Here is a 14,688-nt window from a genome sequence, read left to right as displayed (position 1 = left end):
CGTCGGCGATGAGCACCGGCAATCTCGCCATATGCACATACACGACTGGCCCACCCACGAACGCCCGCGCGAGAAACTTCTGGCGCGCGGGGCCACCGCCTTGTCCGATGCCGAGCTGCTGGCGATCTTCGTCGGCTCCGGCCTGCGCGGCCAGGATGCGGTGCAGACCGCGCGCGATCTGCTGCACCGGCACGGCCCGCTGCGTCTGTTGCTGGACCGCCCGGCCAAGACGCTGGCGCGCCTGCCCGGGCTGGGCCCGGCCTCGGCCTGCAAGCTTGCCGCCGCGATGGAGCTGGCCCAGCGGCACCTGATGAGCGCGCTGGAGCGCGGCGAGGCGCTCAGCGACCCGCCCAGCGTGGGCCGCTATTTCTCGCAGCGGCTGCGCGCGCGGGCCTATGAAGTGTTCGCCGCGCTGTTCCTGGACAACCGCCACCGCGCCATCGCCTTCGAGGAACTGTTCACCGGCACCATCGACGGGGCCGACATCCACCCGCGCGAAGTGGTCCGGCGGGCGCTGCTGCACAACGCGGCGGCGGTGATCGTCGGGCATAACCACCCGTCGGGTAATCCGGAGCCCTCCGAGGCCGACCGCGCGGTCACCAAGCGGCTGCTGGACAGCCTGGAGCTGGTGGATATCCGCCTGCTGGACCATTTCGTCATCGGCGATGGTCGACCGGTGTCGTTCGCCGAGCGCGGCTGGCTGGAATGAGCAGTGGTGCGCTGACCTGAACCATCGGTCGGACCCTGCGCCGCGCGGTCGGGTAAAATCGCTGGTTTGGTTCCAAGCAGATCCCACGTGAAAGCCCTACTCCGCGCACTGATCGGCCAAGGCATTGAAGCCTTGCGCGCCAATGGCACCCTGCCCGCCGACACCCTGCCGCCGGATTTTGTGGTCGAGCGACCCAAGACCCGCGAGCACGGCGACTTCGCCACCAATGCCGCGATGCTGCTGGCCAAGGCTGCGCGCAGCAATCCGCGCGCACTGGCGCAGGCGCTGGTTGCCGCGCTGCCGGCCAGCGACGACGTAGCCAAGGTGGACATCGCCGGTCCGGGCTTCATCAATTTCCATCTGGCCCCCACCGCGTATCAGCGCCAAGTGGCGCATGTGATCAAGCAAGGCCACGACTACGGCCGCGGGCTGGCCGGCAACGGCCGTTCGGTGGGCGTGGAATACGTCTCGGCCAACCCGACCGGCCCGCTGCATGTCGGCCACGGCCGCGCCGCGGCGATCGGCGACAGCCTGGCGCGCGTGCTCGACGCCAACGGCTGGAACGTCAAGCGCGAGTTCTACTACAACGATGCCGGCGTGCAGATCGAGAACCTGGCGCTGTCGGTCCAGGCACGCGCGCAGGGGCTCACCCCCGACAGCGACGGCTGGCCGGAAAACGGCTACCGCGGCGACTACATCGCCGATGTGGCCAGTGCCTACCTGGCCGGCGACACCGTCGACCTGGAAGGCCATCTGGTCACCGGCACCAAAGACCCAGCCGATCTCGAATCGATCCGTCGCTTCGCGGTGGCGTACCTGCGTAACGAGCAAAACCACGACCTGGCCGCGTTCCGGGTCGATTTCGACATCTACTTCCTGGAAAGCTCGCTGTACAAGGACGGCAAGGTCGAAGAAGCGGTGCAGAAGCTGATCGCCTCCGGCCATACCTACGAAGAAGGCGGCGCGCTGTGGCTGAAGTCCACCGACTTCGGCGACGACAAGGACCGCGTCATGCGCAAGTCCGACGGCACCTACACCTACTTCGTGCCGGACGTGGCCTATCACCTGACCAAGTGGCAACGCGGCTACGAGCGCGCCATCACCGAACTGGGCGCCGACCACCACGGCTCGCTGACGCGCGTGCGCGCCGGCCTGCAGGCGATGGAACTGGGCATCCCGCAAGGCTGGCCGGAATACGTGCTGCACCAGATGGTCACGGTGATGCGCGGCGGCGAGGAAGTGAAGCTGTCCAAGCGCGCCGGCAGCTACGTCACCCTGCGCGACCTGATCGAAGAAACCAGCGCCGATGCGGTGCGCTGGTTCCTGATCGCGCGCAAGCCCGATTCGCAGCTGACCTTCGATATCGACCTGGCGCGCGCGCAAAGCAACGACAACCCCGTGTTCTACGTGCAGTACGCGCATGCGCGGGTGTGCAGCGTGCTGCGCCAGGCGCAGGAAAAGGGCTACAAGTACGACCAGGCCCACGGCCTGGCCGAGCTCGCATGCCTGGACGACGAACACTCGCTGGCGGTGATGCTGGAGCTGTCGCGTTACCCGGAAGTGGTGGAAATCGCCGGCCAGGCGCTGGAGCCGTACCAGATCGCGCAATACCTGCGTGAATTGGCGCACGCCTTCCACACGTGGTATCACAACAGCAAGGTGCTGGTGGACGATGCCGCCGAGCGCGACGCCAAGCTCACCCTGGCGGTCGCCACCCAACAGGTGCTGGCCAATGGCCTGGAACTGCTCGGCGTCAGCGCTCCGGAAAAGATGTAGACAGGCGGCAGCTCCCGGGTGCCGGCGCAGGCAGCGGCGCAGCGCGTGGCACTGCGGCAGGCGCCGGCCTGCCACCTCGGGCGCCGATGGCGCTCACCGGGCAATCAGCGCAGCGGCGCGCATTGCCACAGCAAGCCGGGCCAGCGGGCCCGCAACGACACGATTCGGAGAAGTGGTAGATGGCAGCACGACGCGGTAAGAGTCAGGCCCGGCGCAACACCAGCAATGGCACCCCCGGTTGGGTGTGGCTGGTGGCTGGCGCCGCGATTGCGGCAGTGATCTTCCTGGCCGCACCCAACCTGTTCAAGAAGGACGGCGACGGTTTCCTGCGCGTGGGCCCGCGTGCCAATCCGGATGCGCAGCCCGAGCCGGTGGCCGATGCCGACGTGGACACGCCGGCCGAACTGCCCAAGCCCAGCGCGCAGCCGCCCAAGCCGCAGGCCAAACCCGGCGATGCGCAGACCCAGTACGACTTCTACACCTTGCTGCCCGGCAAGGAAGTGCAGATGTCCGATGCCGAACTGGCGGCCAGCGCGCGCGCCGAAGAGGCCGCGCGTGCGCGTGCGGCGCTGGAAGGCAAACCCGTGCCCCCCGCACCCGGCGCCAGCGTGGCAGCCGCCACACCGGCGGCCAGCGTCCCGACGCCGTTGAAGGAAACCGCCGCCAGCGCACCCAAGCCGCTGCCGGAAACCGCACCGGCACGCCCGGCCGCCACGCCGGCTCCGGCCAGCACCGCCGCACTCACCACACCGGCCGCTGCCGCGCCCAAGCCCGCTGCAACCGCCGCCGCTGCAACAGCGCCCGCGGCTGCAGCGCCGGCGGTCGCCGACAACACCCGCTACATCCTGCAGGCCGGCTCGTTCGGCGCCTCCGGCGATGCCGAATCCACCAAGGCCAAGCTGGCGATGATGGGCCTGGCCGCACGCGTGGAATCGGCCGACATCAGCGGCAAGACGGTCTACCGCGTGCGCATGGGGCCCTATGGCAGTGCCAGCGAACTGGCCGAGGCCAAGCAGAAGCTCACCGGCAGTGGCCTGTCCGCCATTGCGATCAAGGCGCAGTAAACGCCCGTGTTGCGACGTAGCGCTGGCGTGTTGCTGGGCGTGCTGGCGTGGGCCGGCCCGGCGCAGGCCACCGATCAACTTCCCGACCTGATCCAGATCGACGGTCAGCAGGCGACGTTGCTGGCCGAACCCTTGTCCGGCCCACTGGACGACCCGGCCACCTGGAAGCGTTTTGTGGCGCACGCAGGCAGCGCGCTGGGCAGCTGCAGCGCCAACTGGCGCGGCTACCGCGCCCACTGGCGCCTGGACGGGCAACAGCTGGTGCTCGACCGCGTGGTCCTGGGCGCCTGTAACGACGCGCCGCCCACGCTGCCGCTGGATGTGCTGTTCCCCGGCCAGGCAGCGCCCGTGCCCGCCGTCTGGGTGGATGGCGAATTGCTCGTCGCGCTGCCCGCCACCGCGACGAGCGCTGCGCACGCACCGGCCCCGTACGTGGTGCTGCAGCTGCGGCGTGGCCAGGTCGTCGCACGCCAGACCCTGACCGAAGAGCGGCTGCGTGCGCGGCATGCCGCAACGGCGAAGCCGCGGCCTGCTCACTGAATCTGGTTCCCGCCCCCCCTGTCCCCCTGGAGTCCCCCATGTCCAAGACCGTCCTGATCACTGGTGCCACCTCCGGATTCGGCAGCGCCGCCGTGCGCCGCTTCGCCGCAGCCGGCTGGAAGGTCATCGCCACCGGCCGGCGCGCCGAACGCCTGCAGGCGCTGGCCGCTGAACTGCCGGCCGGGAAGGTCCACACCGCCGCGTTCGACATGCGCGATGCACACGCCTTGTCGGACGCGATCGACGCGCTGCCGCCGGCCTTCGCCGACATCGACGTACTGGTCAACAACGCCGGCCTGGCGCTGGGCACCGCGCCGGCGCAGCAGGCCGACCTGGCGCAGTGGCAGCAGATGATCGACACCAATGTCACCGCGCTGGTCACGCTCACCCACCGCCTGCTGCCGGCGTTGATTGCGCGCCGCGGCGCCATCATCAATATCGCCTCGGTGGCGGCAACCTACCCATACACCGGCGGCAACGTCTACGGCGGTACCAAGGCCTTCGTGCAGCAGTTTTCGCTGGGCCTGCGCTCTGACCTGCACGGCACCGGCGTGCGCGTGACCTCGATCGAACCGGGCATGGCCGAGACCGAATTCACCCTGGTGCGCACCGGCGGCAACCAGGCCGCGTCCGACACGCTGTACCGTGGCGCCACCCCGATGACGGCCGAAGACATCGCCGAACAGATCTTCTATGTCGCCAGCCTGCCGGCGCATTTGAACATCAACCGCCTGGAAATCATGCCGGTGACGCAGTCCTTTGCGGGGTTCCAGGTGGCCCGCGACGCGCAGTGAGGCGTGCACCGAAGCAAGGGCTTAGGCGGTGGGCGTGCAGCGCGCCAGCCGCACCCCCCGCTGCGCCGCGCAAGCCCTTCCGAGCATCGAACGAAGCATCGAAAAGCCGCGCACTGCGCGGCTTTTCGTTACATCAGCGCTGCATGGTCGCAGCAACTGCGCAGACCGGTTGCCCGACACCAGGTGCTGCAGCGGCGGCCGCCACGCCGCCACCCGTGCACGCTCGCCGTTCTCCGCACCATCGCATCACGCAAGTTCGGCATCGCGGCGCACGGCTGCGCGCCGCCGCAGCAACGCGCCGCGCAGCTGCAGGAACGGACGTTCCACCATGTAATGCAGCAGCGCACCCGCCGCCAGCGCCACCACGCCATACACTGCAAAGGCCAGGATGCCACGTCCGTCCAGCGTGGCGCCGAGCCAGCCCTGGGTCACATGGAACATCTCCTTGTGGGTCAGATACACGCTGTAGGAAATGGCGGCCAACCAGGCGGCACCCGGCACCCGTAGCCGGCCCAGTGCGCTGTCGGTCGCGGTGCCTGCCAATACCAGCAAGGCCAGCCCCAGCGAAAGCACCGGCCAGCCCACCGCGTTGCCGATCAAACCGGTGCGCTCGCGGAACAACCACATCGCCAGTGCCAGCATGGCCACACCGGCCAGCGCCCAGGTGTTGCCGCGCTGCTGCAGCCATTGCCATGTGCGGGGGCGGAAGACCTTCGTCATTGCCAGCACGACACCGGCCAGCAAACCGTCCAGTCGGTTCCAGGTGGGGTAATAGAGATCTTCGACAAACCAGTTGCGCTGCTGGCCGCTGCCGATCTGATCCAGCGCCGTGTTGTGCAGCCACACGCTGGTGCGCAGCGCGATGCCGGCGACCACCACCACCACGCACACCGCGACCACGCGTGCCGCCGATGGACGCCGCAACAACAACGTGGCCAGCAACGGAAACACCAGATAGAAATGCTCTTCCACACAGAGCGACCATGCGTGCGAGAACGCCGCCTGCTCGGCGTATCGACGAACAGATTCAAGGTGAAGGTGAGGAACATCCACCATGGCGCCAGCCCGGGCGATTCGCGAAAACCCGGCCATGCCATGTAGATCGCCAACACCACCAAAAACGCCGGCAGGATGCGGAATGCGCGGCGCAGGTAGAAATCGGCGAAGTCCAGTGGCTTGCCGCGCGACAGCGGGGTCAGCACCTGGGTGCCGATCAAAAAGCCGCTCAGCACGAAGAACAGGTCTACCCCCATCCAGCCGTAGCGCGACAGCCATTCCCAGTCCGGACCCAACCCGCCGACCACGAACGAATGGAACAGCATCACCCAGACGATGGCGATGCCACGCAACAGGTCCAAAGCGGGATAGCGCATGCGGGCCAGATCAACCGAGGGAGCCCGATTGTGCCGCATGCCGGCAGCGCGCAGGGTGTCGCCGCCAACCACGCACTGCTCCACCGCGCCGCAGTGCGCGCATCAGCGCTGCGGCGGATGCGCAGCATCGCCATGCTTATGCGATGGCGTGCTGCTCGGTCCGTGCGGCCGCCGCGGGCGTCACTGCCGCGGGTTCAAGCAATTGCCAGGCTTCCAGCTGATCGACCGCGTTGCGGACGCCGTCTTCCTGGCCGATCCGTTGACCGAGTGCGCGCGCAGCCGCACGCATGGCCGGCGTGCCCGCCTGCCGGATGGCAGCGGCCAGGGCTTCGGGCTGCAGCCCCGCACGCGCCAGCGCTGGCGGCGCAACGCCGCGCTGGGCCAGGCAATGGGCCCAGAACAACTGGTCGTAGCCAAAGGGCAGCACCACCGAGGGAATGCCCGCCGCCAACGCAGCACCACTGGTGCCGGCGCCACCGTGATGCACGGCCACCGCCACGCGCGGGAACAGCCAATCGTGCGGTGCCTGTTCCAGATGGAAGAAGCGCTCGGCATCATCGGCGACAGCGTCCCCGGCCCCCAGACCGCCCCAGCCGCTGGCCAGCAACGCGCGCTGCCCGGTCAGTCGCACCGCTGCCTTGACCGTGGCAGTGAGCTGCGCGACCGCGCTACTGGTCATGCTGCCGAAACCGATATACAGCGGCGGCGGCCCGGCCTGCAAAAACGCCTGCAGCGCGGCCGGCGGTTGCCACTGCGACGGCGGCAGCTGCCAGAAGCCGCACACCTGCGCGCTCTCCGGCCAGTCCGGCGGACGCGGACACACGTGCGCGCTATAGCCGTAGATCACGCGTAGTGCGCTGCGATCCGGACCGCTCCACGGATATCCCGGCAGCCCCAACGCCGGACGCACGATATCGTTGAAGGCCGGCCGCATCAGCTGCCAGCCGACAAAGCGCATCAGGCGATGCAATGCCACGTTGACACGTCCCGGAAGACGCAGGTTGGGCATCAGCATCAACGGCAGGTGGCGCGACTCGGTGAGCGGCTGCAACTGCGCAAACGCCACCGGCACGCCATACGCCTCGCCCAGGCTATGGACGAGGAAACTGGCACTGCCCACGCCCAGGATCAAGCCGGCATCGGCACACGCCGCGCGGCCCTGCGCGGGCCAATCGCGCGCCCACTCCAGCAACTTCTTGCGCAAGATGCCAGGGGCACCGCGCATCTCGGCAACGTCCGGATGGTCGTGCAACAGTTGCTGGAGATCGCCGCTGAGCGGGAAGAATTCCAGGCCGTGCGCACGGATCAACGACTCGAAGTTGGAACTGGTCAGCACCCGCGCCGGATAACCGCGCCGCTGCAGGCCAAGGGCCAGCGCAATGATCGGGCGCACGTCCCCATGCGTGCCAAGGGTGGCGATCACCACCGGGCGCTGGCGTAACGGATCGGCGCTGGACTCAGGCATATTCGGTCACTCCGTCGCCGGCGACCGCGCCACGGCCGGCCTGTCCCACCGGCCGCACAGCCCGGGTGGCCTCTGCGGTGGCCGCGTGCAGCAAGGTGCTGAGCGTGGCCGCATGCGTCGGCGAGAGCATTGAATGGTGGTCGCTGTCCAGAACGTGCAGCTGCAGGTTGCGCACGTACGGGTGCCACGCCTGGGGACGGTAATCCACCCACAGCGCATCGTCGCCGCCGGAGCTCATGCGCACGCTCGCTTCGACAAAGACCACATCCTGGTCCAGCTGCCTGGGCCGATGACGCCGCGCCAGCTGCAGGTGATGTTGGGTGAGGGCGCCCAGATCGTCCAGCAAGGTGGGACGTTGCTCCAGCAACTGGCGCACCGCAGGCAATTCGTTCAGCCCGTAGTGATCGCACAACAGGCTCGCCAGCTCGGCGACCGTGGTCGGCATCGGCTGGCCCGGCGCCAGATGCAAGGCCAACGCGTGCACCGAGGCGCGCACGTTCTCCGATTCCGACAACGCTGCGGCCTGTTCCAGATGCGGGTAACTGTCGAGCATGGCCAACACCTCGACCTCTTCGCCCAGCGCATGCAATTCGGCGGTGATGGCGTGCGCGATCAAACCGCCCAGCGACCAGCCCAGCAGACGGTACGGCCCCCTCGGCTGCACGCTGCGCAGACGCGCCAGGTAATCGCGCGCGATCGCCTCGATGCTCTCCGGACGGTGCTGCGGGTCGCTCAAGCCCGGCGATTGCAGCGCATACACCGGCCACTGCGGATCCAGCTGACCCAGCAAGGTGAGATACGACCAGCCCAGACCGATGACCGGATGGATGCAGAACAGCGGCGTGCTGCCGGCGGTGCCTGCACGCAGCGGCAACAGCACGCTCAGCGGGTCGTTGGGCGTGTGTGCGCTGCGCTTGATCACCTCGGCCAGGCCGGCGACCGTCGGCGCATGGAACAATGTTCCCAGCGGCAGTTCCACCCCGAACATCTGCGGGAAACGCGCGGCCATTTCCGCCGCACGCAGCGAATCGCCGCCAAGCTCGAAGAAATTGTCGTCCACGCCCACCACTTCGATGCCCAGCACCTCCTGCAGCATCGTTGCCAGCTGGCGTTCGAGCGCATCGCGCGGCGCCAGATGCGCGCGTTGCGGCAATGCGCCAGGCGCCGGCAACGCGCGCCGGTCCAGCTTGCCGTTGGGGGTCAGCGGCAACGCCTCCAGCGGCACCCACAGGGTGGGAATCATCGATGCCGGCAGGCGCTGCTGCAGATGCGCGCGCAACAACTCGATCGACGGCGCATTGCCGTGCTTGCCCACCACATAGGCCAGCAGTTGCAAGGCATGCTCGCCATCGCCGTGGCCCACCACCACCGCCTGCGCCACCTGCGAATGCAACAGCAGGGCGCTTTCGATTTCGGCCGGCTCCACCCGATGTCCGCGGATCTTCAGCTGCGCATCGGCGCGCCCGATGAATTCCAGCAGGCCATCGCTGCGTTGACGCACGCGGTCGCCGGTGCGGTACATGCTGCTGCCGTCGTCGGCGAACGGGTCGCGCATGAAGCGCTCGCTGGTCAGCTGGCGCTTGCCGCGATAGCCTTTGGCCACGCCTGCGCCACCGATATACAGCTCGCCGATCGCACCGGTCGGCAGCGGTTGCCGCTGCGCATCCAGCACATAGACGCGCGTATTGAGCAGCGGCCTGCCGATCGGCGGTGCGGCGGCATCGGTCAACTGCAACGGCATGATGGTCGACCAGATCGTGGTTTCGGTAGGCCCGTACAACTGGGTCAGGCGCCCCACACCCGGCTGAGCAGTTGGGTGGCCAGTTCCGGCACCAACGCCTCGCCGCCGATCAACGCATGAATGCGATCCAGCACCAGATCCTCATTGGCCAGCAGGATACGCCACAGCGATGGCGTGGCCTGCACCACGCTGATGTGTTCGTCGGCGATCAACCGCGACAGGCCGCGCGGGTCGTGGCTGATACCGGCCGGTGCAATGACCACGCGCGCCCCCACCAGCAACGGCAGGTACAACTCCAGCCCGGCGATATCGAAGGTGATGGTGGTGACGGCCAGCACACGGTCGCGCGGGCGCAATGCCAGCTCGTGTTCCATCGCATGCAGGAAATTAAACAGGTTGCGATGGCTGATCTCCACGCCCTTGGGCGCGCCGGTGGAGCCGGAGGTGTACAGCACGTACGCGGTGCCGTCGGGCGTCGCCAGCGGTGCGATTGCCTCCGGCAACACGGCCGGGCGCGGATCCAGCCAGACCATGCCACCGAGCAGATAGCGCTCGCACAGCGCTGGCTCGCAGACCAGGCCAATGGCACCGGAATCGTTGAGCATCTGGCGGTTGCGTGCGGCCGGGCTCTCCGGATCCAGCGGCAGATACGCCGCCCCGCTCCACATCACCGCCAGCAACGCCACCAGCAAGTGTTCGCTGCGCGGCAACGCCACCGCGACCACATCGCCAGGGCGCACGCCATCGGCCACCCATTGCGCAGCGATGCGCGAGGCAAGCTCGCACAGCGTGGCGTAGTCGAGCGTGCGGTTGTCGTATTGCGCAACCACGGCCGCAGGCATCAACTCGGCGCGTTGCAGCATGCCGTGCAACAGCGTGGCCGGTTCCGGCAGCGGCGCTGCGGTGTTGTTCCAGGTATGCAGCAAACGCCGGCGCTCGCTATCGCCGAGCACATCGACCTGGCCCAGCGCGCATTCCGGATCGGCCAATACCGCGTCGGCCAGATGGGTCAGACGACGGCAGTGTTCGGCCAGCTCCTCGCTGTCGTACAGCGCCGGGTTGGCATCCAGATCGAAACGCAGCGCTGCCCCATCGCCGCGTTCGTAGCAGAAGATGGTGAGGTCATCGGCGGGGCCGTTGGAAAGGTTATGCGGCACCGCGTACGCCTCGCCGAAGCGCAAGGTGTAGTCGAAGGCCTTGATGTTCACCGCCAGGCGTGCGAACTTCTGCTCCATCCCGAACATGCCCAGATCGCGGCGTACGTCCTCGAAGCGATATTGCTGATGGCGCAATGCATGCCGCACCACCGACGACACCTGCGCGAACAAGGTATGGATGGGCTGCTGCGGATCCATCTTCAGGCGCAGCGAAATCACGTTGGCCACCAGGCCTGCGGTTTGCCGGTAGCGCGCATTGATGCGGCCGGTCACCGGCATCGCCAGCACCAGATCCTCGGCACCGGTGCAGCGGTAGTAGTACGCGGCAATCAGCGAAATCAGCATCTGCGGCAGGCTGGCCCCGTACTCCTTGCCCAGCGCGCGCAGACGCACCACCTGCTGCGGCGAGAACTGCCCGGTGCCGCGCAACAACCCGGTGGACAGCTGATTGCCCGGCCGCGCCAGCGTCGCCGGCGGCGGCAGATCGGCCAACTGCTGCATCCAGTACTCGCGATCGCGCTGGAACCGATCGGAGTTGCGATAGTGCTGTTCCATTTCGAGCAGCGACAGTGCACTGCCGTACTGCGCAGGCGCAGGCTCCACGTCGGCCAGGTAGGCGTTATAGAGCACGGCCATGCGCTGCATCATGATCGACGCGCAATAGCCGTCCATCACCAGATGACTCACGCATTGCACCCACAGATGATGATCTTCGCCAAGACGGAACACCGCGCAATGCCATAGCGGCCCGTTCTGCAGATCTTCCGGCTTGCGGATTTCTTCGTCGATCCAATGTTCGGCGGCATTACGCGGAGCAGGATCTGAGCTGACGTCGAAGTATGGAATCGTGCCGTTGTACGCGGGCAAGACCACCTGCGAAGGCACGCCCTCGCGCTCGACGATACACAGGCGCAGCGTATCGAACTCGTGCGTCAGCTGCATGCTGGCGCGGATCAGCACCTGGGGATTGAGCGGACCGAACATTTCCAATACTTCGGCCAACATCAAGGTGTTGTCGGTATGCAACTTGTTGGCCACCCAAAGGCCACGTTGCGCCTTGGTCAGGGGAAAAACGGGAGAGGCGTCAGCGTGCATTGCGTGCATCCTTCTGGTGTGGCGCGCAGTCCGTCGACACCCCTCAACCGTTATGCGGTCGATGGACGCCGAATCAGCACCTGGCCTAAGAAAACGAGGGGTAAGAAACACCGCCGACCACCGACACTTGCCGGCAATACGCGATGGAAACGCATGATGAAGACGCACAGCACAGCGACTCGCACAATCGAACCCCGGTGTGCGGGTGGCTCGTTGAAGCACTTGTATCCCGACAAGTTAAACGAACACTAACAATTCGCGCGGGGCCGAAACCGTGCAAAAAATCACGGAAATCGCGTGATACCTAAAATTTTTTCACTGAAGTGTGATTTGAACTAGTGTTCTGCATGCATACATCCGATCAATTTCCGCGCCGCATCCGGCGTAGGGCATGGCCGACGATACGCATGGGCTTCAAGACAAATATGCGCGCACCACGGCAGATAAAAAGCCGCATTGAATAAGACCAATTCCAAATCAGCGTTGCCGGAATTAGGTTATTCGGCAAATCACTTCAGGAGAAAAAAAGACGCGTTCAACGCGTCTGCCTCGACAAGCGCACGATCACGCGATGGTCGCCTGATTGTCATCGGCATGCAGCACAAACGCGCGAAAAGCGTGAGTCGAACCGATCGACGGCTTCGCGCAAGGTAAGCGCAGGCGCTCTTGCTCGATGCGACGAAGCAGGTCGACTTGAAGTGCGAGATCGCAACCGACGTCGGCGCGATGGCGCATCGACGCGTTGCAGAACCTGCAGCGTCCATGTCGGTGATGTCCCTGCTGCTGCAAGCGGCGCTCGCGGCAGGAGCGCGTGCAAGATGGGCCATGTCGCGCACAGCCAGCGCTGCGGACCAGCCGCAGCGCACTGCGGATCAGCTCAGCGGCTCGTCGGACAGATAGGTGTAGCCGGTCAGCCCCGCTTCCAACGCAGCGCCGAGTTCCTGCGCCCGCTCGGGCGACAGATTTGCGGCAGCAATGCGCTCGGCATAGGTGGCACGCAGCGTGTCCAGCTGATAGCCCACGTAGTCCAGCATCACGTCGGTGGTATCGCCGCGGCGCTGCTGTGCGATGCGATAGCCATCGCGATTCACCACGACTTCCACCGCATCGGTATCGCCGAATAGGTTATGGATATCGCCCAGGATTTCCTGGTAGGCGCCCACCAGGAAGAAGCCGATGCGATAGCTCTCGCCGGCATTCAAACCATGCAGCGGCAGCGAGCTGTCCAGGCTTTCGTTCTCGACATAGGTCTTGACCATGCCGTCGGAATCGCAGGTCATGTCGGCGATGATGCCGCGCCGCTGCGGCGCTTCGTTCAAGCGCTCGATCGGCACGATCGGGAACACCTGATCGATCGCCCACACGTCCGGGATCGATTCGAACACGCTGAAGTTGACGAAGTACTTGTCCACCAGCCGCTCGTTGAGCTCATCCAGCACCGGGCGATGGCTCTTCTCATCGAAGCTCAGGCGTGCGCGCACGCCATGTGCGATGGCGTAGAACAGATCGTCGATGCGCGCGCGCTGCGGCAGGTCGATCTGGCCCAGCGCATACGCGCTCAAACCTTCGGCATGGAAATGCTGGGCTTCCTGGAACAGCTCCACCGCCGGGCGCACATCGAGCTCGTCATGGATCTCGCGCAGGTGGCGGATCGCGGCCGGCTCATCGTCGTGCGCAACCGGCACGCGGCCTTCCGGCGCCTGCTCCACTTCCGACACGTTGGCGATCAGCACCGCATGGTGCGCCGTCATTGCGCGCCCGCACTCGGTGACGATGCGCGGCGGGGCCAGGCCATGCTCTTCGCAAGCGCTGGCCAACGGCTGCACGATGTTGCTGGCATACGAGTGCAGGCCGTAGTTGATCGAGCAATAGCTGCGCGAGCGAGTGCCTTCGTAATCGATGCCCAGGCCGCCGCCCACGTCCACATGGCTGATCTTTGCGCCCAGGCGCGAGAGCTCCACGAAATAGCGCGTGGCCTCGCGCATGCCGTTGGCGATGTCGCGCACGTTGGAAATCTGCGAGCCCATATGGAAATGCAGCAGGTTCAGGCTGTCGGCGTACTCGGTGTCGCGCAGCGTCTTCCACAGGTCCAGCACCTGGCGCGGCGAGAGACCGAACTTGGCCTTGTCGCCACCGCTGTTCTGCCACTTGCCCGCGCCCAGCGAGGCCAGGCGCATGCGCACGCCCAGGCCGGGCTTGACGTCCAGCGCGCGTGCTTCTTCCAGCACCAGGGTCAGTTCGGAGGGCTTTTCGATGACGATGAAGGTCTGCAGGCCGAGTTTGCGGCCGATCAGCGCCAGGCGGATGTATTCGCGGTCCTTGTAGCCGTTGCACACGATCAGCCCGCCCGGACGCGACAGCGCCAGCACCGCCATCAGCTCGGGCTTGCTGCCCGCTTCCAGCCCGAAGCCCTCACCGTGGTGACCGGCCAGGGTGCCGGCCACGCCACGATGCTGGTTGACCTTGATCGGATACACCGCCGTATAGCCTCCGGCGTAGTCCCACTCCGACTGCGCCTGCGCAAACGCTGCCTGCAGCTTGCCCAGGCGCTGGCCCAGGATGTCCGGGAAGCGCACCAGTAGCGGCAGCTTGGCACCGGCTGCGCGCGCGGCATCCACCACCTCGGGCAGCGACACCGCCGGGCCATCGGCGGTCGGGGTGACCACCACGTGTCCGGCAGCGTTCACATCGAAATACCCGTCGGCCCAATGCGGGATCGAATAGGTCTTGCGGGCTTGGTCGAGGGACCAATCGCTCATTTCGCTGTCTCGGCTGGAATAAAAAAGGGCGTGAAGTGTAACGCCTGGCATGCGCAGGGTCCGTTACAATCCGCGCCGACTTCACGCCCCGCTCCTGGTTGGAGCGGGGTTGGCGCAGGTTGGCTGCGCGAGGCTGCACCCGACATTCATCCGGCGCTACGCGCCACCTTCTCCCGCCGGGAGAAGGAACCGCCCGCTTCTTCCAGCATTAGGAC

Annotated in this window: 8 protein-coding genes and 2 pseudogenes; 5 read left to right on the top strand and 5 right to left on the bottom strand. The window is 66.6% G+C overall.

What is annotated here, in order from left to right:
• Positions 1-31 precede the first annotated feature (31 nt).
• The 5 genes from radC (at position 32) to LN450_RS18175 (ending at position 4,883) form a co-directional block, all read left to right on the top strand.
• Positions 32-709, top strand: coding sequence for a RadC family protein (radC, locus tag LN450_RS18195; RefSeq protein ID WP_011348857.1), 678 nt, complete (start codon positions 32-34; stop codon positions 707-709).
• Positions 710-796: 87 nt separating this feature from the next.
• Entirely contained in the window at positions 797-2,485 is a 1,689-nt protein-coding gene (gene argS / locus LN450_RS18190) for an arginine--tRNA ligase (protein WP_039419019.1), read from the top strand.
• Between the two features lie 179 nt (positions 2,486-2,664).
• Entirely contained in the window at positions 2,665-3,549 is an 885-nt protein-coding gene (locus LN450_RS18185) for an SPOR domain-containing protein (RefSeq protein WP_011348859.1), read from the top strand.
• A gap of 6 nt (positions 3,550-3,555) precedes the next feature.
• Positions 3,556-4,089, top strand: a complete 534-nt coding sequence (locus LN450_RS18180) for a hypothetical protein (protein ID WP_011348860.1) — start codon at positions 3,556-3,558, stop codon at positions 4,087-4,089.
• A 38-nt stretch (positions 4,090-4,127) separates the two neighbouring features.
• Complete coding sequence (locus LN450_RS18175; protein ID WP_011348861.1) at positions 4,128-4,883, top strand: SDR family NAD(P)-dependent oxidoreductase; 756 nt, start codon at positions 4,128-4,130, stop codon at positions 4,881-4,883.
• 246 nt (positions 4,884-5,129) lie between these two features.
• Here LN450_RS18175 and LN450_RS18170 read toward each other — a convergent pair.
• The 5 genes and pseudogenes from LN450_RS18170 to speA form a co-directional block, all read right to left on the bottom strand.
• A pseudogene (locus LN450_RS18170) lies at positions 5,130-6,256 on the bottom strand (acyltransferase family protein).
• 136 nt (positions 6,257-6,392) lie between these two features.
• Positions 6,393-7,721, bottom strand: a complete 1,329-nt coding sequence (locus tag LN450_RS18165; protein ID WP_011348863.1) for a glycosyltransferase — start codon at positions 7,719-7,721, stop codon at positions 6,393-6,395.
• Positions 7,714-11,657: pseudogene (locus LN450_RS18160) on the bottom strand (amino acid adenylation domain-containing protein). Before LN450_RS18160 ends, LN450_RS18165 begins: the two are co-directional and overlap by 8 nt.
• A 621-nt stretch (positions 11,658-12,278) precedes the next feature.
• On the bottom strand, positions 12,279-12,449 hold the full coding sequence (locus LN450_RS18155; protein ID WP_164735716.1) for a hypothetical protein: 171 nt from the start codon (positions 12,447-12,449) through the stop codon (positions 12,279-12,281).
• Positions 12,450-12,586: 137 nt separating this feature from the next.
• Positions 12,587-14,473: an arginine decarboxylase gene (speA, locus tag LN450_RS18150; RefSeq protein WP_039417250.1), complete on the bottom strand. Its 1,887-nt coding sequence runs from the start codon at positions 14,471-14,473 to the stop codon at positions 12,587-12,589.
• Positions 14,474-14,688 lie beyond the last annotated feature (215 nt).

This window comes from Xanthomonas euvesicatoria pv. euvesicatoria, from assembly GCF_020880415.1.
Lineage (GTDB): Bacteria > Pseudomonadota > Gammaproteobacteria > Xanthomonadales > Xanthomonadaceae > Xanthomonas > Xanthomonas euvesicatoria.
Note: the sequence above shows the minus strand (reverse complement) of the source record. Positions and strands in the feature narration are given on the sequence as shown.

Bases quoted from the DNA above. Each gene is read 5' to 3' on its own strand.
- radC (WP_011348857.1), top strand. From the start codon at position 32: ATGCACATACACGACTGGCCCACCCACGAACGCCCGCGCGAGAAACTT.
- LN450_RS18185 (WP_011348859.1), top strand. From the start codon at position 2,665: ATGGCAGCACGACGCGGTAAGAGTCAGGCCCGGCGCAACACCAGCAAT.
- LN450_RS18175 (WP_011348861.1), top strand. From the start codon at position 4,128: ATGTCCAAGACCGTCCTGATCACTGGTGCCACCTCCGGATTCGGCAGC.
- LN450_RS18165 (WP_011348863.1), bottom strand. From the start codon at position 7,721: ATGCCTGAGTCCAGCGCCGATCCGTTACGCCAGCGCCCGGTGGTGATC.
- LN450_RS18155 (WP_164735716.1), bottom strand. From the start codon at position 12,449: ATGCGCCATCGCGCCGACGTCGGTTGCGATCTCGCACTTCAAGTCGAC.
- speA (WP_039417250.1), bottom strand. From the start codon at position 14,473: ATGAGCGATTGGTCCCTCGACCAAGCCCGCAAGACCTATTCGATCCCG.